14 protein-coding genes and 1 pseudogene are annotated in these 17,354 nt (G+C 34.6%); 9 read left to right on the top strand and 6 right to left on the bottom strand.

Going from position 1 to position 17,354, the window contains the following annotated elements; all coding sequences use genetic code 11:
* The first annotated feature begins 39 nt into the window (after positions 1-39).
* Positions 40-1,212, top strand: a complete 1,173-nt coding sequence (locus I6L50_RS01120) for an amino acid deaminase/aldolase (RefSeq protein ID WP_219300064.1) — start codon at positions 40-42, stop codon at positions 1,210-1,212.
* The gene (locus I6L50_RS01115; protein WP_219300062.1) at positions 1,200-2,513 is read left to right on the top strand and encodes a D-arabinono-1,4-lactone oxidase; all 1,314 of its coding nucleotides are present in this window, start codon (positions 1,200-1,202) and stop codon (positions 2,511-2,513) included. The genes I6L50_RS01120 and I6L50_RS01115 overlap by 13 nt, the downstream gene beginning before the upstream one ends.
* Before the next feature lie 4 nt (positions 2,514-2,517).
* Here the strand turns inward: I6L50_RS01115 and I6L50_RS01110 are convergent, their stop codons facing one another.
* On the bottom strand, positions 2,518-3,672 hold the full coding sequence (locus tag I6L50_RS01110) for a VanZ family protein (protein ID WP_219300060.1): 1,155 nt from the start codon (positions 3,670-3,672) through the stop codon (positions 2,518-2,520).
* 171 nt (positions 3,673-3,843) lie between these two features.
* Here I6L50_RS01110 and I6L50_RS01105 point away from each other — a divergent pair, with 171 nt between their 5' ends.
* A complete protein-coding gene (locus I6L50_RS01105; protein ID WP_002010557.1) occupies positions 3,844-4,047 on the top strand; it encodes a hypothetical protein in 204 nt (67 codons plus the stop codon).
* A gap of 148 nt (positions 4,048-4,195) precedes the next feature.
* Here the strand turns inward: I6L50_RS01105 and I6L50_RS01100 are convergent, their stop codons facing one another.
* A complete protein-coding gene (locus tag I6L50_RS01100; protein WP_002010553.1) occupies positions 4,196-5,008 on the bottom strand; it encodes an undecaprenyl-diphosphate phosphatase in 813 nt (270 codons plus the stop codon).
* A gap of 132 nt (positions 5,009-5,140) precedes the next feature.
* Positions 5,141-5,644 (bottom strand): annotated as a pseudogene (locus I6L50_RS35780) (methyl-accepting chemotaxis protein); the annotation flags it as partial.
* Positions 5,645-6,305: 661 nt separating this feature from the next.
* Between I6L50_RS35780 and I6L50_RS01090 the strand changes: the two are divergent.
* The 4 genes from I6L50_RS01090 to I6L50_RS01075 all read left to right on the top strand — a co-directional run bounded on the left by I6L50_RS01090 (position 6,306) and on the right by I6L50_RS01075 (position 9,123).
* Positions 6,306-7,577 carry a 3D domain-containing protein gene (locus tag I6L50_RS01090; RefSeq protein ID WP_002010551.1) on the top strand — a complete coding sequence of 424 codons (1,272 nt, stop codon included), beginning with the start codon at positions 6,306-6,308 and terminating at the stop codon, positions 7,575-7,577.
* Positions 7,578-7,689: 112 nt separating this feature from the next.
* On the top strand, positions 7,690-7,908 hold the full coding sequence (locus I6L50_RS01085) for a helix-turn-helix transcriptional regulator (RefSeq protein WP_002167109.1): 219 nt from the start codon (positions 7,690-7,692) through the stop codon (positions 7,906-7,908).
* The gene (locus tag I6L50_RS01080; protein ID WP_219300056.1) at positions 7,901-8,374 is read left to right on the top strand and encodes a DUF2178 domain-containing protein; all 474 of its coding nucleotides are present in this window, start codon (positions 7,901-7,903) and stop codon (positions 8,372-8,374) included. Before I6L50_RS01085 ends, I6L50_RS01080 begins: the two co-directional genes overlap by 8 nt.
* A 116-nt stretch (positions 8,375-8,490) precedes the next feature.
* Complete coding sequence (locus I6L50_RS01075; RefSeq protein WP_219300054.1) at positions 8,491-9,123, top strand: class A sortase; 633 nt, start codon at positions 8,491-8,493, stop codon at positions 9,121-9,123.
* 42 nt (positions 9,124-9,165) lie between these two features.
* On the opposite strand, the gene I6L50_RS01070 is transcribed toward I6L50_RS01075, so the two are convergent.
* On the bottom strand, positions 9,166-10,551 hold the full coding sequence (locus I6L50_RS01070; RefSeq protein WP_061689184.1) for a peptide MFS transporter: 1,386 nt from the start codon (positions 10,549-10,551) through the stop codon (positions 9,166-9,168).
* A gap of 253 nt (positions 10,552-10,804) precedes the next feature.
* Here I6L50_RS01070 and brnQ1 point away from each other — a divergent pair, with 253 nt between their 5' ends.
* Both brnQ1 and I6L50_RS01060 read left to right on the top strand, forming a co-directional pair.
* Positions 10,805-12,106, top strand: coding sequence for a branched-chain amino acid transport system II carrier protein BrnQ1 (gene brnQ1 / locus I6L50_RS01065; protein ID WP_444992561.1), 1,302 nt, complete (start codon positions 10,805-10,807; stop codon positions 12,104-12,106).
* A 134-nt stretch (positions 12,107-12,240) separates the two neighbouring features.
* Positions 12,241-13,962, top strand: a complete 1,722-nt coding sequence (locus I6L50_RS01060) for a DUF2339 domain-containing protein (RefSeq protein ID WP_219300050.1) — start codon at positions 12,241-12,243, stop codon at positions 13,960-13,962.
* A gap of 40 nt (positions 13,963-14,002) precedes the next feature.
* Here I6L50_RS01060 and I6L50_RS01055 read toward each other — a convergent pair whose 3' ends face one another.
* Complete coding sequence (locus I6L50_RS01055; protein ID WP_219300048.1) at positions 14,003-15,550, bottom strand: DNA-binding protein; 1,548 nt, start codon at positions 15,548-15,550, stop codon at positions 14,003-14,005.
* A gap of 173 nt (positions 15,551-15,723) precedes the next feature.
* A complete protein-coding gene (locus tag I6L50_RS01050) occupies positions 15,724-17,115 on the bottom strand; it encodes an amino acid permease (RefSeq protein WP_219300046.1) in 1,392 nt (463 codons plus the stop codon).
* Positions 17,116-17,354 lie beyond the last annotated feature (239 nt).

Here is a 17,354-nt window from a genome sequence, read left to right as displayed (position 1 = left end):
CAATATGTATAAGACATATATAGAAGAGGAGAGAAAAATGTGGATAGAGGAATTTTTAAGGAAGTTCCATTACCGTGTGCATTTTTAGATGAAGTGGCTTTAGAGAGGAATATTCAATCGATTATAGAGTTAAGTGGAGATAAGAAAATTCGTATAGCGAGTAAATCATTACGCTCTGTTCCAGTTATGAAAAAGATTTTAGCTGCAAATAATCGGTTTCAAGGTATTATGTGTTTTTCTCCTAGAGAAGCTTTGTTTTTAATTGAACAAGGATTTAATGATTTATTGCTCGGATATCCTGTTTATGATGAAAGAGCTTTACATGAAATTAGTTTGCTAACAAAGCAAGGGCACATTATAACTTGTATGGTGGATTGTGAAGACCATATTACTTATTTAGAAAAGATTGCTGAGAAGTCTAAAGGGTGTTTTCGCGTTTGTTTGGATATTGATATGAGTAGTCGTTTTTTGAAATTTCATTTTGGTGTAAAAAGATCCCCGGTAAAAGATGTGCAGAGCGCTTTGAAAATAGTAGAAAAGGTGAAGGGCTCATCATATTTAATACTAGATGGTGTAATGGGATATGAAGCTCAAATTGCCGGGGTGGGGGATCATATACCGAATCAATGGATGAAAAGTAAAGCTGTTTCGTATTTAAAGAAGAAATCAGTGTTAGAGGTTAAAGAAAGAAGAGAACGTATCGTAAAAGAAATACAAAACCTTGGTATTGAACTAAGATTTGTAAATGGGGGAGGAACAGGAAGTATAAAAACAACTGAGCAAGATAACTCAGTTTCAGAGATTACTGTAGGATCCGCCTTTTACTCTCCTAAACTGTTTGACTATTATAAAGAAGTAAAATTTCAGCCAGCTGCCGGATTTGCTTTACCAGTTGTACGCAAACCGGCTCCTTTTATTTATACTTGCCTAGGTGGCGGATATATTGCCTCAGGTGCAGTTGGTAAAGATAAAGAGCCTGAGGTTTGGATGCCGCATGGTGCAAAACTATTAGCTTTAGAAGGTGCTGGTGAAGTGCAAACGCCAATTTTTTATAACGGCGAGGAACGAGTGGATATAGGAGATTCTATCTTGTTTCGTCATAGTAAAGCTGGGGAGTTATGTGAGCGTTTTCCTATTTTGTATCGCATTAAACAAGGGGAAATTGTTGGAAAGTATTCAACATATCGGGGGGATGGACAATGCTTTCTATAAAGGGACAAAAATGGAGAAATTGGACAGGGAATGTAGAAGGAACGCCGCATTATACGATGTATCCAAAAAGTATACAAGATGTAGTAGAAGTTGTGGGGCTTGCACGAAAAAAAGGAAAGAAAATTCGTGTTGTCGGTTCAGGTCATTCGTTTACACCTCTTGTGCAAACGGAAGAAATTTTAGTTTCTTTAGATGAATTGAAGGGCATTGTGAATATTGATGCAGAGAAGAAGGTTGCCGAAGTATGGGCGGGAACAAAGCTACATGATTTAGGGAAGTTACTTCAGGAAAAAGGTTATGCGCAAGAAAATTTAGGGGATATTGATTCACAATCTATTGCAGGAGCGATTAGTACGGGGACTCATGGGACGGGTGTTACATTTGGGAGTTTATCAACACAAGTTATAGAGATCACGGCAGTTTTATCAACAGGTGAGAGTATAGTTTGTTCAGAAGCCGAGAACGCTGAATATTGGAAAGCATTTCAGTTGTCGCTTGGAATGCTAGGTATCATTGTAAAGATAAAATTGAAGGTTATCCCAGCGTACTCGCTTGTTTATGAAAGTGAAAAACAATCATTGTCTACTGTAATGAACAAACTAGAAGAATATAAGAAGAATCGTCATTTTGAATTTTTCGTTTTTCCTTATTCAGATGAAGTACAAGTGAAATTTACAAACGAAACAACGAGTAAAGAAAGTGATTTGAAATGGCATAAACTAAAGGTGGAGTTACTTGAAAATAGGATGTTCTCTTTATTATCTAAAGGGTGTAAATGGTTTCCTTCTATAAGTAAAGGAGTAAGCCGATTATCAGCTAAGGCTGTACCGAACACGAAAATAATTGGACCAAGCTATGAAGTGTTCGCTACATCACGTACAGTTCCATTTTATGAAATGGAGTACAGTGTCCCTTCAAAGTATATGAGAGCTGTTGTAGAAGAAATTTCAAATCTTATTGAAAAGAAAAAGTATAAGGTGCACTTCCCGATTGAATGCCGCTACGTGAGAGGTGATGATATATGGCTCAGTCCAGCATATGGAAGAGATTCAGCGTATATAGCTGTTCATATGTATAAAGGTATGAAGTATGCCGCTTATTTTGGTGAAGTGGAGAAAATTTTTCTAAAGTATGAAGGGCGCCCACATTGGGGGAAAATGCATACGTTAACGTACGAAAAATTGCAAAATATATATCCAGAATTGCATTCGTTTCTAAAAGTGAGGAAGTCACTAGATGAAACAGGAATATTTTTAAGCCCTTATACAGAAAAGTTATTTACGATTATGAAAAAAAGCTGACAAATTAGTATTTGTCAGCTTTTTTAAGTGTAATTGCATTTCTTGTATGACTAATACGCTCGTAAAATAGTAATTTATCACTACTAAATACATGTAATAAAACATGAATAATAAATAGCCCGTTAATTACAAATTGGAATAACAGTATAACTAGTAATACTAAAGACTCTGTATGATTTAAAATAGAGCTACTAGAAAGAATGTAATTGATTCCACCTAAAATGAAATAGAATATACCGTAACGAATGAATAATTCTTTTAGTGTAATACGCTCTGCTTGTCCTTTAATGTAAATACGAAGCAACGCTTTCCCTATTGTTCTTCCATTTGTAAAGTATGGGATGATAATAAAGTAAATTAAGATTGAACATGCGATGAAAAGGAGTTCGTATACATTTGTATAAGATTGGATGTTAGAAATAAATAGTGAGTTTCCTTTGTTTTTAATGAAAGGTACAACGATAGATAAGAAGATCCAATCAATTTGCATAGCGATGAGACGACGAACGAATCCGACTGGTTTCGTTTCCAAATCAATATGACTATCTAATTCGCTTGTTTTTGGCAGGAAGTACGTAAATATTGGCGCAATGATAAAACCGATTACGCCGCCTAGTGTGTTTAAAAACAGATCGTCGATATCGAATAAGCGATATGCACAATTATAAATACCATATAATCCAGTTACTTGTGTTAATTCAAAGAACAGTGAAAGGCAAAAAGAAATGCACACTGTTTGGAAGAAACTACGTTGGAAATAATAACGTAAGTAAATACCGAATGGAACGGTTAATAGAACGTTAAAAGCAACTTGTAAAAATGCAGATTCTTTTAATAACAAGAAATAAGTAGTAGGTTTCGTTAAAATTGCCGATGTGTGATTACTAATCTCTTGTATGAAATAAAATGGTGAGAGTTGCATATGCTGTGTATTAGCGGGTTGTAGGCTACAAGTATCATACGTTTGTGGTAACGGCAAAATAACAAGAAAATAGGCATTTAATAAGTAAAGTAATAATGAGTATAAAATAAATGAGCGCCATTTATTTAAATAACCGTATTTTCGATAATTAAATATTAAAAAAGGAATTAATAGAAACATTGCTAAAATAGGAAATAAAATAAAAGCTGTTTTTACTGGAAATAAATATGCAGTCAAAATGAAGCTCCTTTCAATGAAATTTCGTTTATCATTATAGCGCTTAAAAGAATGTAAAACAAAGTGGAAATAGCTCGAAATAGAAAAAATTACAAATTTAAAATAGATTAAGCTATAATAAGTTTAATATAAAGATATTATGATTATACAAGTTGAAAGAGGGTACATGATATGCAATATGAGCTTTTTTCGGTAAGCGGGGATCATATTACAACTTTTGAAAGCACATGGCGTTTTCAAGAGGGGGAACAGATTTTTGTTCATGATGATAATACAAAACGAAATTTTATTATTATTCGCTTAACACATGATTTATTTCAAAAAAATACACATGTTATTCGCTTGTATTGTCAGGAAAAGAAAGTTTATGCATAAGGAAAAACCACTTACTGTATGAGGGCAGTAAGTGGTTTTTTATCGCGCTATTTGTGGGCAGTAAAACTCCCACCTCAAAATTCAGGTGGAGCAAAGAAGTTAGGCAGCAGGGGGGATGAACAAAACCCACACTGATTAAAGTTTCATTTTATAAGAAAATGATAGTTAGCACACCTACGATAATACAGTAGAAAGAGAAGTATTTTAAATTTCCTTTTGCCATAATGTTCATAAACCATTTTAATGAAATATATGTCATGACAAATGTTGCGATGAAAGCAACAATATAAGGTACAAATAATGTATCTAAATTTGGATCGTTTGCAATGTCTGTAATACTTAACAATAAACCACCTAAGCTAACAGGAATGTATAGTAAGAATGAGAAGCGAAGAGCTGTTTCTTGCTTCATACCAAGTAACATTGCTGCCACGATTGTAGCACCTGATCTGCTTATACCAGGAATTAGTGCGCAAGCTTGTGCTAGACCAATAATGATTGCATCTTTCATAGAAAGGTCGCCATCATTTTTACGTCCACGCAAGTTTCGAATAATCCAAAGGCCGATAGCAGTAATAAGAAGGGAAATCCCAACCATTTTAACACCTTTTAAATAGTGGTCGATATAATCTTTAAATAAAACTCCAATTACACCTGCTGGAATGGTTGCAATAACAAGGTAAATAATAAAGAAGAAATCTGATTTTGCATCTTCTGCTCTTGTGAATATATAAGATAGACCATTCTTTGTTAGACGAATTAAGTCATTTCTATAAATAAGTAATACAGCTAATAATGAAGCTGAATTAACAAGTAGCTCAAAGCTAAACCCTTCTATTTTTAGTCCTAGCAAATGCTGTGCTAAAACGAGGTGACCGCTTGAAGAAATCGGAATTGGTTCTGTTAGTCCTTGGAATAGACCAAGAATTAAATATTTTAAAATGTAATAAAATTGTTCCATAACATCCTCCTTGTGTATTAGTCGAAAGAAATAACTTTTCTATTATAACAAAAGAGAGAGTGAATATTGAGAAGAAAATAATATTCGAAATATAATAAAAATCCCCTATGACGTCATAGGGGGTTTTTTACATTACTGAAAACCTACTATTTTTTGAATACTTTTTGATAATTGAACATCGACTTTTTCAGCATCATTAATATGATTCATAATAGTAGTGTTTAATTTTTGGAACATTTGTTGTGTGTTTGCAAATTCTCGTAATATATCATCGTTACAAGATTTTTGGTTTTCGATAGCTTTAATAACATTTGTAGCGCCACTTTGTAATGTTTGAATCATCATTAAAATATTTTCAATTCTAGCGTTAGTATCAGCGCTCATTTCAACACCTTCATCAACTAAATGTAAATTATCTTTTGTATTTTCATATGCTTTTTCAATTTCTTCTTGAATTTTTTTCGTTAAGTTACCGATGTTTTTTGTACTTTCAGCTGTACTTTCAGCTAGTTTTCTTACTTCATTAGCAACAACAGCAAATCCTTTACCGTGTTCTCCAGCACGTGCAGCTTCAATACTTGCATTCAACGCTAGTAAATTTGTTTGTGCTGCAATGTTTTGAATCACTTCTACAATTTGTTCAATTTCTTTAGAGCGTTCGCTTAAATGATTCATACTATTAGAAGTACGTTGAGATTGTTCACCTAATCTATTAATTACAATGAGTAAGCGATGAACGGATTCTTTTCCTTCATTAGAGCAATCGATAATTTCTTCAATAGATTGAATTAAGCTTTGCTCTTTTTGTAGCATTTCGTTATTTAATTCGTTGGAATGTGTAGTGCGCATAGAAACATTTTCAAAGCATGCGTTCAATTGTTGAATTAAGTTTTGGAGTGTATGATGTTGGCTATTTACAAGTTCGTGCTCTTGCATAACGCTTTTTACACGATTATGGATAGAAGATATAATTTCTTGTTTTTCCACATCTTTTTGTTTTAATTCTGCTTCTAGTTCATGTATATGAGTTTCTAGTTGATCAATTTTATGTTGGAGTGATTTCTTTTGAGTAAACATTTTATTTAATTCAACCGCCTTTGGGATTTTTAATTTCTCTATATTTGGATTTTAGCATCTTTTATAATTTTTAAATATAGGAATTGTTAAATATTTAAGAATCTATTACATTTTGTTCACAATTCTCTTTTTTTGTCATGAAAAATAAACTGTATTTAATGGTCCTGTAAACAAACTGTAAAATAAATCATGTATAACTGTATAAGAAGGGAGTCGGATTATGAACTATTTTAAGCGAATCAGTAGTCTAGTATTAGCAGGAATTATCGTTCTTTCTAGTACAGTCGCTGTAAAAGCAGAGTCAAACGACGAGAAACTTAACAACATGCAACAGCAATTGCAGCAAAACGATGCAGATATGCAGAAGAAAGAGCAAGAGAAGCAAGCTGTTAGTAAAGAAATTCAAGGTATCGAAAATGAACTACATAATTTAAATAATACAATTGCAAAAAATAAAGAGGATCAAGCTGCTATTCAACGGAAAATCGATGAAACACATAAGCAGATTGAACAAAAAAAGAACGAAATTGTCGTTTTAGAAGATAAAGTCCTTGCTCGTAAGGATATTATGAAAAAACGTATGGTTTCTGTTCAAAATAGCTCAAATACGAGTTTAGTAGTAGAAGTTGTTGTAGAATCAAAAAACTTTGCAGATTTCATACAACGTATGAACGCAGTTACGACTATTCTAGAAGCAGATAAAGAAATTTTACGTCTACAAGAACAAGATCTTCGTCAAATTGAAGAAGATAAAAAAGAGATTGATGAAAAAGAAGCATCTTTAGTAGTAGATAAACAAAAATTAGCAAAAGCACAAGCTGATTTGCAAGATAACTTGAAAAAACGTCAAGATAACTTACAAACAGTTCAAGCTAAATATAATCAGGTTGCAAGCCAACTTAATTTAGCAGCAGAAGAAAAGGCTAAAATTGAATCAAATATGAAGGCAGTACAAGAAACAATCGCTCGTGAACAAGAAGCGGCAAGAATTGCAGCGGAAGAGCGTGCAAAAGCGGAAGCAGCTGCAAAGGCTGAGCAAGAAGCTTTAGCGAAAGCGCAAGCGGAAGTTGCTGAAAAGCAAAAGCAAGAAAAAGCTAATAAACCAGCTGAACCAGTTGCTAATAATAGTTCGAAAGTAGAGCCTGAACAGCCTAAAGTAACTGCAGGCGGAAAAGAAATGTATGTACACGCAACAGCTTATACAGCAGATCCATCTGAAAATGGTTATGCAGCAGGTCAGCAAGTATATTCTGCATGGGGACCGGGTGGTAAGCCTTATAACTTAACTGCAAACCCAGGAATGAAATTAATTGCGGTGGATCCATCTGTTATTCCATTAGGATCTACTGTAAATGTTGAAGGCTATGGAATTGCAATTGCAGCAGATACTGGTGGCGCGATTAAAGGTCACAAAATCGATGTTTTAATGCCGGATAAAGCTTCGTCTAGTAATTGGGGCAGAAAAAATGTTAAAGTTACAATTTTAAACTAAAACGAAATCCAACTTTACAAAACGTGAAGTTGGATTTTTTTGTAAAAACAATGTTAAGTTGAGTTTACATTTTGTTAAGAGTATCATACAATAATAGTGAGAGGTGGTAAATTTGACCATTTTAAATAGAGTGAAGGAATTAAGAGCGCGTTTTAATTTTACACAAAGTGTATTAGCAGAAAAAGTCGGAGTGACGAGACAAACAATTGCAGCAATTGAAAAGGGGGATTACGTTCCTTCATTGTTACTAGCATTGACGATTTGTGATGTATTCGAGTTAAAGATGGAAGATGTGTTTGTTTTAAATAAGGAGGGGGAAGAGGATGAATAGACTCGTATTTTCTTATATGCTAAATGTACTTTTAATGGTATTAGCAGGTTGGGCGTTTATTGAGTTGTATTATTTTACTATTGAAGTCGCTAATTTTATTCAAACGGAGAGAGTACCATCTGAAATTTCACTGAGTTTAATGCCGCTAGGATTACTTTTAATATTTGGTATTATATCGACTGTTCTTTATAAAATTCAAAAGAAAAAATATAAAGAGCTCTCGTATTGGATGTTTCCACTATTATTTCCTCAAGAGGATGAGAGAGAAAAGGCAATTACAGAAAAGGCTTGTCGTACTACATTTATGTCACTATGGTACGTGTTGCCTTGTGCGGTTGGTTTTTTAACTCTTTCTCCAATTGCTAATCTATATGTTCCTGCATATCCAATATATATTGCATTTAGTATTTTCTTTATTCAAATGACGATTTTTCACGTATCCTTATATCGAAATAAAATCGCTTAAAAAGAAACCTTCTTGCATCGGCAAGAAGGTTTCTTTTCAGCTTACACTTGTACATACAGCAATATTATCTTATCATTTTATATAGAGTAAGATTTTGTAACGGAAAGGAATTGTATATGAATAAGCAAAGAATTTATAGTATAGTAGCAATCCTTCTATTTGTTGTAGGTGGTGTGTTAATCGGAAAGCCATTTTATGATGGATATCAGGCTGAAAAGAAGCAGACAGCGAATGTGCAAGCTGTTCAAAAAATGGATTATGAAAAACATGAGACGGAATTTGTAGATGCTTCGAAAATTGATCAACCAGACTTGGCAGAAGTAGCGAGTGCATCATTAGATAAGAAACAAGTAATTGGTCGTATTTCGATTCCGAGTGTTTCATTAGAACTTCCTGTTTTAAAATCTTCTACTGAGAAAAACCTATTATCAGGTGCAGCAACAGTAAAAGAAAATCAAGTAATGGGAAAAGGGAATTATGCATTAGCAGGACATAACATGTCTAAAAAAGGTGTTTTATTTAGTGATGTAGCCTCTTTAAAAAAAGGCGATAAAATGTATTTGTATGATAATGAAAACGAATATGAATATGCGGTTACTGGTGTATCTGAAGTAACTCCTGATAAATGGGAAGTTGTCGAGGATCATGGGAAAGATGAAATAACGCTTATTACATGTGTATCCGTTAAGGATAATTCTAAGCGTTACGTTGTTGCTGGTGATTTAGTAGGAACAAAGGCTAAGAAATAAAGAAAAAAGAAGGTTCACTCTTTAAAGAGTGAACCTTCTTTTTTAATCCATCCATTTCACTAATTTCTTAGAAATTGATAATAAAACACAACCTAAAACGATCGCCACAGCGCCAATAACTGTGAATACTTCAGCATATCCAAGTGAAGTTGTGAAGCTTGCAAGCTGTCCGCCTAAAATATTAGCAATACCTGAGCTTGCTAACCATACTCCCATTAATAAAGAAGCAAGTTTTACTGGAGCGAGAGCACTAACCATTGATAGCCCGACAGGTGATAAGAATAGCTCACCTAACGTATGGAAAAGATACGTAAAGACGATAAATAGTAAGTTTGCTTTTTCTGTAATGTTATGTTCGTCACTGCCTGTTTTTAACGTAGCGATAACAAGAACAATATAACCGATACCGAGTAAGATCATACCAAGTCCCATTTTTGTTGGGATTTTCATGTCACCATTTTTTCTAGTTGCCAGTTTCGCCCATAATGCTGAAATAGCTGGTGCAAGTAAAATAATAAATAACGGATTGACCGATTGGAACCAAGATGTTGGAACTTCCCATCCGAACACAGAGCGGTCTACAAATTTGTTTGTATATAATGTTAACGAACTACCAGCTTGTTCAAATCCAGCCCAGAAGAAGACAACAAAGCATGTTAAAATGACGATAACTGTTGTACGTTGTTTTTCTTTTTTTGTTAACGGTGTATTTCCTATTGTTTGTTGTCCAGCAGCCGTTTGCAAATCGCGAGTTGGTTTTTTACCGATATCACCAAGGAAGCGATTTGATAGTGTTGTAAATAAAATTTGTCCAATGATCATTCCGATTGAAGCGGCTAAGAAACCGTAACGGAATCCGAAATGAGCAACGCCATCTATTGTTGTTTTGAATAAATTTTCTGATAAAAACCCGCAAACGAGTGGAGCTAAAAATGAACCGACGTTAATACCCATATAGAAAATTGTAAATGCACTATCACGTTTTGGATCATTTTCTTCGTATAATTCTCCAACAAGTGTAGAGATATTCGGTTTGAAGAATCCATTACCGATAATAATAAGCGCTAATCCGAGGTATAGACCGACTTGGTTTTGCAAGGCAAATAGTGTAAGGTTACCGATTGCCATTGTTATACCACCAATTGTGATGGCTTTTCGTTTGCCTAGAAAACGGTCCGTTAAGTATCCACCGATCAATGGTGTGAAATAACAAGCACCAGTATAAAATCCGTAAATAGAGAGTGCCCAAGCGGGACTAAACCCAAGACCACCACTTACTAAAGCTGTTGTTAAATATAATGTTAATAATCCTCGTAATCCATAGTAACTAAACCTTTCCCACATTTCTGTAAAGAAGAGTAAGTATAAACCTGGAGGATGTTTCTTTTTTCTTTGTTGTTCTCTTTCTAGTTGTATCGCTGATTCCATAATATTTTCCTCCTGACACAAGCAAAAAACAAAGTTAATAGTATTGTATGGTTAATATTTTACCTTATTAACTATTATAAGTCAATAAAGGTTGATTTTTCAGAAGAAATTTGAAAAGGGAAATAGCTATAGAATGGGTGTTTCTTTTGTGATAGACTATGGACTATGTTTTCTTTGTAAGGAAGCGGATTACCGCATTTTTTTATTTGTGGAATTGATTTCATGTAAGGTGAAATTGAAGAAGGAGAAAGAAATGAAATTGTTACAGAAAAAAGAAATTTTGCTTATTAGTCTTATGTTATTCTCTATGTTCTTTGGGGCCGGAAATCTTATATTTCCACCTTTCCTTGGATATGAAGCAGGAGAACATGTATGGATTGCATTGTTAGGTTTTATTATATCAGCAACAGGGCTTCCTATATTAGGTGTTATCGCTATTGCGAAAGCAGGGAGTTTTCAAACGTTAGCAGGCAGGGTTCATTCTTCATTTGCAATTATTTTTCCGTGTATTGTGTACTTATTTATTGGACCAGGTCTTGGTATACCACGTGCAGGGAGTTTAGCTTTTGAAATGGGGCCAGGCCAGTTGTTCCCAGAAGCGGGTAGCGTAGTTTTGTTATTGTACACGGCTATTTTCTTTAGTATTGTTTACTGGTTAAGTTTATCACCGTCTAAATTAATGGGCTTGTTTGGAAAGGTGTTAACGCCTTTATTATTATGTATGATTGCTATTATATTTATAAAAAGTATGTTTACATCAGTAGGCAGTGTGAAAGAGCCTGCAGGAAATTATGGACAAGCTCCTATGTTCCAAGGATTTTTAGATGGATATTTAACGATGGATGCGTTAGCAGCTTTAATATTTGGGATTGTTATTGCAAATGCTCTGCGTGCAAAAGGTGTAGCGGATGATAAAGGTTTAGCGAAATATATGAGTATTGCTGGTATTGGAGCAGGACTATTACTAACTATTATTTATGTCATTCTTGGATATGTTGGTTCAATTAGTGGTTCATTGGGTACATTTGATAACGGTGCGAAAGTGTTAGCACAAGTTATGACGACATTATTTGGACAAGGTGGGTTAGTTTTATTAGGTCTTATTTTTACTGTCGCTTGTCTATGTGTTTCAATCGGACTTGTTACGTCTTGTAGTCAATTTTTCACAAGTGTATTTCCGAAAGTATCTTATAAAGTTTGGGCATTTATATTAAGTTTTGTTAGTATGGTTTTAGCTAATTTAGGATTAACGCAAATTTTAAAAGTATCGGTACCGATTCTTGGATTTATTTATCCAGTTGCACTAACGCTTATTATTTTAGGGTTATTTCATAAGTATATTGGAAAGTATGCATACGTATATGCAGTAACAGTTGGGATTGTAGCGGTATTTAGTGCAATCGATATTTTCAATAAAAATGTGATGATGAATCAGTGGACACTAGTATTGAAATACATTCCGTTTTATACAGAAGGTGTAGGATGGATTGTTCCAGCTATTATAGGTGCTTGTATTGGTGTCATCGTGAGTATTGTTTTAAATAAGAAGAAATAAGTAAGAGGTGTTTTCCTATTTCGGAAAACACCTTTCTTTTTTTGGAAAAATAGTATTGAAAATGAATAGACTAATAGTATGATAAAGGTAATTGGTAATATATAGCTTTTACATGAGTGATGAGGGGGGAGCATATGAAGAAGGATTTAAACAAGAAAATAGAAGCACTCGAAACGGCAATTGAAACGATGCAAGAGACACTTTATGAATTGAAAGCGAAACAAAGAAAAATAGAAGTAGATAAAGTTCAACAAAATGTTAATAAGGAAAAGAAAGAATATATTGAAGCGGTAAGTAATGAAAAGTTACAAGAAGATGTAGTTAAGACGAGGAAGTCCATGCAAGAGCCAGAGGTGAAACAAGTAGATATATCTGCATTTAAACCAGAACCATTTAATATTATAAAGTTTTGTCAAACGTGGTTACCACGCATATTTGTCGGTATTATGCTACTTGGCGTTATTTGGTTATTCAAAGCAGGGGTAGATGCCGGATTATTGACACCAGCGATACGAGTTTTGTTTGGTATAGTACTATCTGCCGGTTTGTATTACGTAGGAGATATACAAATTAAAAGAGAGCGGCAAGCGTTAGGGTTAGTATTAGCTGGAGGAAGTATTACGGGAATTGTTTTAACAACGTTTGCGGCACATTATTTATATGAGTTTATTCCTGCAAGTATTGCGTTTATCTGTAATATTGTATGGGTTATTTTAGGGATTTATTTAGCGAAAAGATATAGATCGGAATATCTCGCTATTTTCGTGGCGGTGGGAGCATTTTTTGTTCCTTTCTTGTTAAATAGTACGACTCCTAATACGTATATTTTCTTTAGTTATGAGACGATATTAACAATTAGCCTATTATGGTATGCATTGAGAAACCGTTATAAGTACTTGTATATGATTTCTTATGTTGTTGCGGCAATTGTCCTATTTGTCTTCTTTGTTGTTATGTCAATATTAGTAGAGAATGTGCAAGTACAGTTAACAGTTGTATACGGTGCAATTCATTTACTATTATTTTGGCATATGTTTTCGGAGAGAAGTTTTATACAAGAAGCACGATTGGCGATATTTAGTGCGAATGCAGTTTTCTTTATTTTAGCCATTTCTCAAATTCCTGAATTTACAACGTGGGGATTAGTTATAAGTGCATTTGTGCATGCTGTTATGTTTGTACTTGAATATAGGAAGAATAAACATTCTGTATTTTCAAATCTAATATTTGGCTTTGCAATGGGATCATTTAGTTTAGCGATTTTATACGAGTACAGTTTGGTGAATGCAGCGATCGTATTATTGTTACAAGGTTTCCTCGGTATGGTTACTGCTATTAAAGTAAAGCAAAATATTAAGTTGTATGTAGGTGCAACGATTTATGCGATTGGAATGGTACAGACGATTTTTAGCCCGTTTGATGAGTTCATTTCAGCAGGGTTTGTCGCTCATATTATTTTAATAGGAACGTTCTATTATTGCATGATACAAGCAAAAGAAGTGTTAGCGAGTTTAGGTAAATATGTTTATTCTATAGCGCTCTACTCGTTAATGGTTATTGTATTTATTACAATTACTAGGATCGGTGAAGTTCTTTCTACAGATGGAAGTATAATTAGCGTATCTGTATCATTATTATGGATGGTATATGCTTTATTTGCAGTTTGGTTTGGCCGTTATAGACAGATGAACGAAATATTATATGCTGGATTAGTCGTATTAGTAGTAACAGTAGGGAAGTTATTCCTTCTCGACCTACCAGAGGTGTCGATGATGATTAGGGCGGTGTTATTCTTAATCGTAGGTAGTATAGGTATCGTTATTTCAAGAATGTTTTTCTCAAAAGAAGAGAAGTGAGAAGAAGGCAATCCCTTTACGGATTGCCTTTTCTTTTCCTTTACTTCTTACCAATCGTTACAGCCTCATTATATTTAGCTGTTGTGTTTTGTCTTAGGCGAAGTGTTGCTTGTCCAGTTGTATTTGGGGCAAGTTGTACGTTCACAATTTTTTCAGCAGATCCTTGGTTATTTGTTATGAAAGAGAATGTACTGCTATATCCGAAAGAAGACGGCCAAGTACCATTTGTATTTTGAACTTTTGCTACTTGTGTTCCGCCAGTTGTGAAAATACCTAAAGAATAATTATTGTACGTTGTATTTGGTAATAAGTTATTTACTTGAATCGTCATTTGGAACACTTCATTGTTTGGTAGAATGCTAGGGTGAGTAATTACGTAATCACTCGTTGTCACTGCACCGTTATAGCCGTATGAACCTGGTTTGAAAGTATTTGTATTGAACCACTGGTAACCTTGACTTGGTGCACTCCAAGGTTCTGGTTGTGGTTCTGTTGATAAACTTGGTTGTTCAAATGTTTGTAGAGCTGTAGGTGCATCAAGTTGTAAACCACTTACTTGATCTAAGCTTGTAAATGTTTCTTGCTTCGCTAGCCAATTCACGATGTTTTCTAATAGAACAGCATCGTTTTCTTCTTTATAACCATCGTAAGTTTTCTTTGTTTGGCCAGAATCTTCACGAACATATTTTGGCGTCGCATCTTCAACTGGAGAAGAGTCACCGATAAAGGCAGCTTTTCCAAGTCCTACTTTTGCGATAGCAGCATAAGGACCCTCTGCAACGCCACCACCGTTATAAACGCCGCTATCAACAGCGTTATTCCATTTTGATGGATTTTCTGGAAGATATACAAGGCCTTTCGCTAGTTTTGGATTTGTAATCGCAAGAGTAGAGCCGGCATGCATGGCTACAGATGATACACCTTCTGTAATTCCGAATGATTGTTCAGGTGAAACAATATTTTTAGCTGAAACATCACCAAGTGCGTTATAGCGGAAGCGAATACCGAAATTATTGGATAGCCAATCAGAGCTTTCGACTCCTTGCATAGCTTGTGAATTTGCTTCCTCGTTTGACATTCCTTTTGCTGGATTATCCCAAGCACCGCGTCTATATCCATTGAATACTTCGGAAGAGTCCCAACGGTTTTTATTACGATCTGCATTATAATGATCGGCAATGAAGAAGATACTGCCGCCATTTTTCACGTATTGTAACATTGCATCTTGTTCAGATTTTTTGTAAGGAATATTAGCTTCTGGAACGATAAACACATTGTAGTTTTTTAAATCTTCGTATGTAATAGGTTCTGATTTACGAAGTTCTTTTACATGATATCCGTTTTGGGCAATGCCATTTCCGAAATCAGAAAAACCGCCATCAATAACCCAATCAGCCGTCCCGGCAGTTTGACCGTGCGTATTATCGAATAATACTTTTTTCCCATTGTTTTGATTTACAATTTTTGCAGCAATTTCAGGAGCTGGATCTACAGAGCTTTCGGCATAAGTAGATGGAACATAAGCGCTTCCTAAACTGATTGTAATTGCTGTTGCTAAAGAAAATTGAATCCATTTTTTATTCTTCATAGAAGAATCCCCCTAATAATAAATATATGTGCTTTAATAATGTAATTTATTTTTCTGTAAAAATAAAGATAGAAAATATTAAATAGTGTAAAGATAACGTTAATTCGATTGAGAAATATTTGTGTGAATAATGAAAAAATCTCTCCCTAGTAAATTAGGAAGAGACCATAGGTTTAACTAATTTTTGAATTAGGTGTTTCATCGATCTTATGAAACCCTTTCATGTAATACACGATAGCTAAGCCGATAAGCCAAATTGGGCCAATGATTAATGCAATTCGTGTATCTTCTGAATACGCCATAATACCTAGTACAAGTGCAAGGAAGCCAAGTGAGAAGTAAGAGCTTAATGGATGTAAAGGCATTTTATACGTTAGCTTGTCTTTTTTCTCAGTTGGCAATCCTTTACGGAATTTAATTTGAGCGACTAATATTATACCCCAAGTCCAAATTGCTCCGAAAGTTGAAATACTAGTTAGCCATGTAAACACTTTTGCAGGAACGAGATAGTTTAATATAACGCCAATAAGTAAAACGATCGCAGTTGCTACAATACCTTGACTTGGAATGCCATTTTTATTTAAACGACCGAATCTTTCAGGAGCTTTCTTTTGTTGTGCCAAAGTAAATAGCATACGCCCTGTACTAAACAAACCACCGTTACAAGATGAAAGAGCCGCTGTTAAAACGACAAAGTTAATAATACCTGCTGCCTTTGCAATACCGATTTGCTGGAACGTTAGTACGAAGGGGCTTCCTTTCTCACCAAATTCGTTCCAAGGATAAATTGCCATCATAACGAATAGAGCTCCAACGTAGAATAATAAAATTCTCCAAAATACGTTATCAATTGCTTTTGCAAGTGTCTTTTTTGGATTTTGAGCTTCACCAGCTGTAACCCCGATAAGTTCGACCCCTAAATAAGCGAATAATACCATTTGTAAGGAAAGCAATAATCCAGAGAAGCCATTTGGGAACCAACCTCCATGCTCCCAAAGATTTGAAATTCCAGTTGCAACGCCGCCATTTCCAAATCCGAATAGAATAATACCAAAGCCAATCACTATCATACAGATAATTGTGACAATTTTAATGAGAGCAAACCAAAACTCAAGTTCTCCAAATACTTTTACTGATAAGAAGTTGAAAGCGCTCATTAATAATAGAGCGAGTAGTGCCCAAGTCCAGCGCGGGATATCTGGGAACCAGTACTGCATGTAAATTCCAGCCGCCGTAATTTCAGCCATACAAGTAACAACCCATAAGAACCAGTAGTTCCAACCAGTAATATAGCCAGCAAGTGGGCCGATATAATCATTAGCATATTTACTAAAAGAGCCGGCAACCGGTTGTTCAATTGCCATTTCTCCGAGCGCTCGCATAATGAAAAAAATAACGAGTCCAGCGATCATATAACCTAGTAAGATGGAAGGACCAGCTAGTTTAATAGCAGAAGCAGATCCTAAAAATAGCCCAACGCCAATAGCCGAACCGAGTGACATTAAAGTAATATGTCGTTCTTTTAAACCTCGATTTAAAGTTCCAGATTTGTTTGTGTGCTGCATAAGAAGAATCCCCCTTGTAGAATGAGCTACCTAAATATTTAACTATTTCAAATTATAAAACATTTCTATCTGTTATGCTACAAAAATAATCAAAATGAACTGTACTACATCTGAACTTGTCAGACTTAAACTTAAAATTCTCACTATTAGAGAATATATTGACTCTCCTTTTTATTGATTGTTAAGATTAAGTATTATATTTTCTCACATACTAGTAAGAAAAGAATGTGTGATAATAA

It is taken from the genome of Bacillus sp. FDAARGOS_1420 (assembly GCF_019344915.1).
Taxonomy (GTDB): domain Bacteria; phylum Bacillota; class Bacilli; order Bacillales; family Bacillaceae_G; genus Bacillus_A; species Bacillus_A mycoides.
This window is presented reverse-complemented; position numbering and strand designations above follow the sequence as displayed.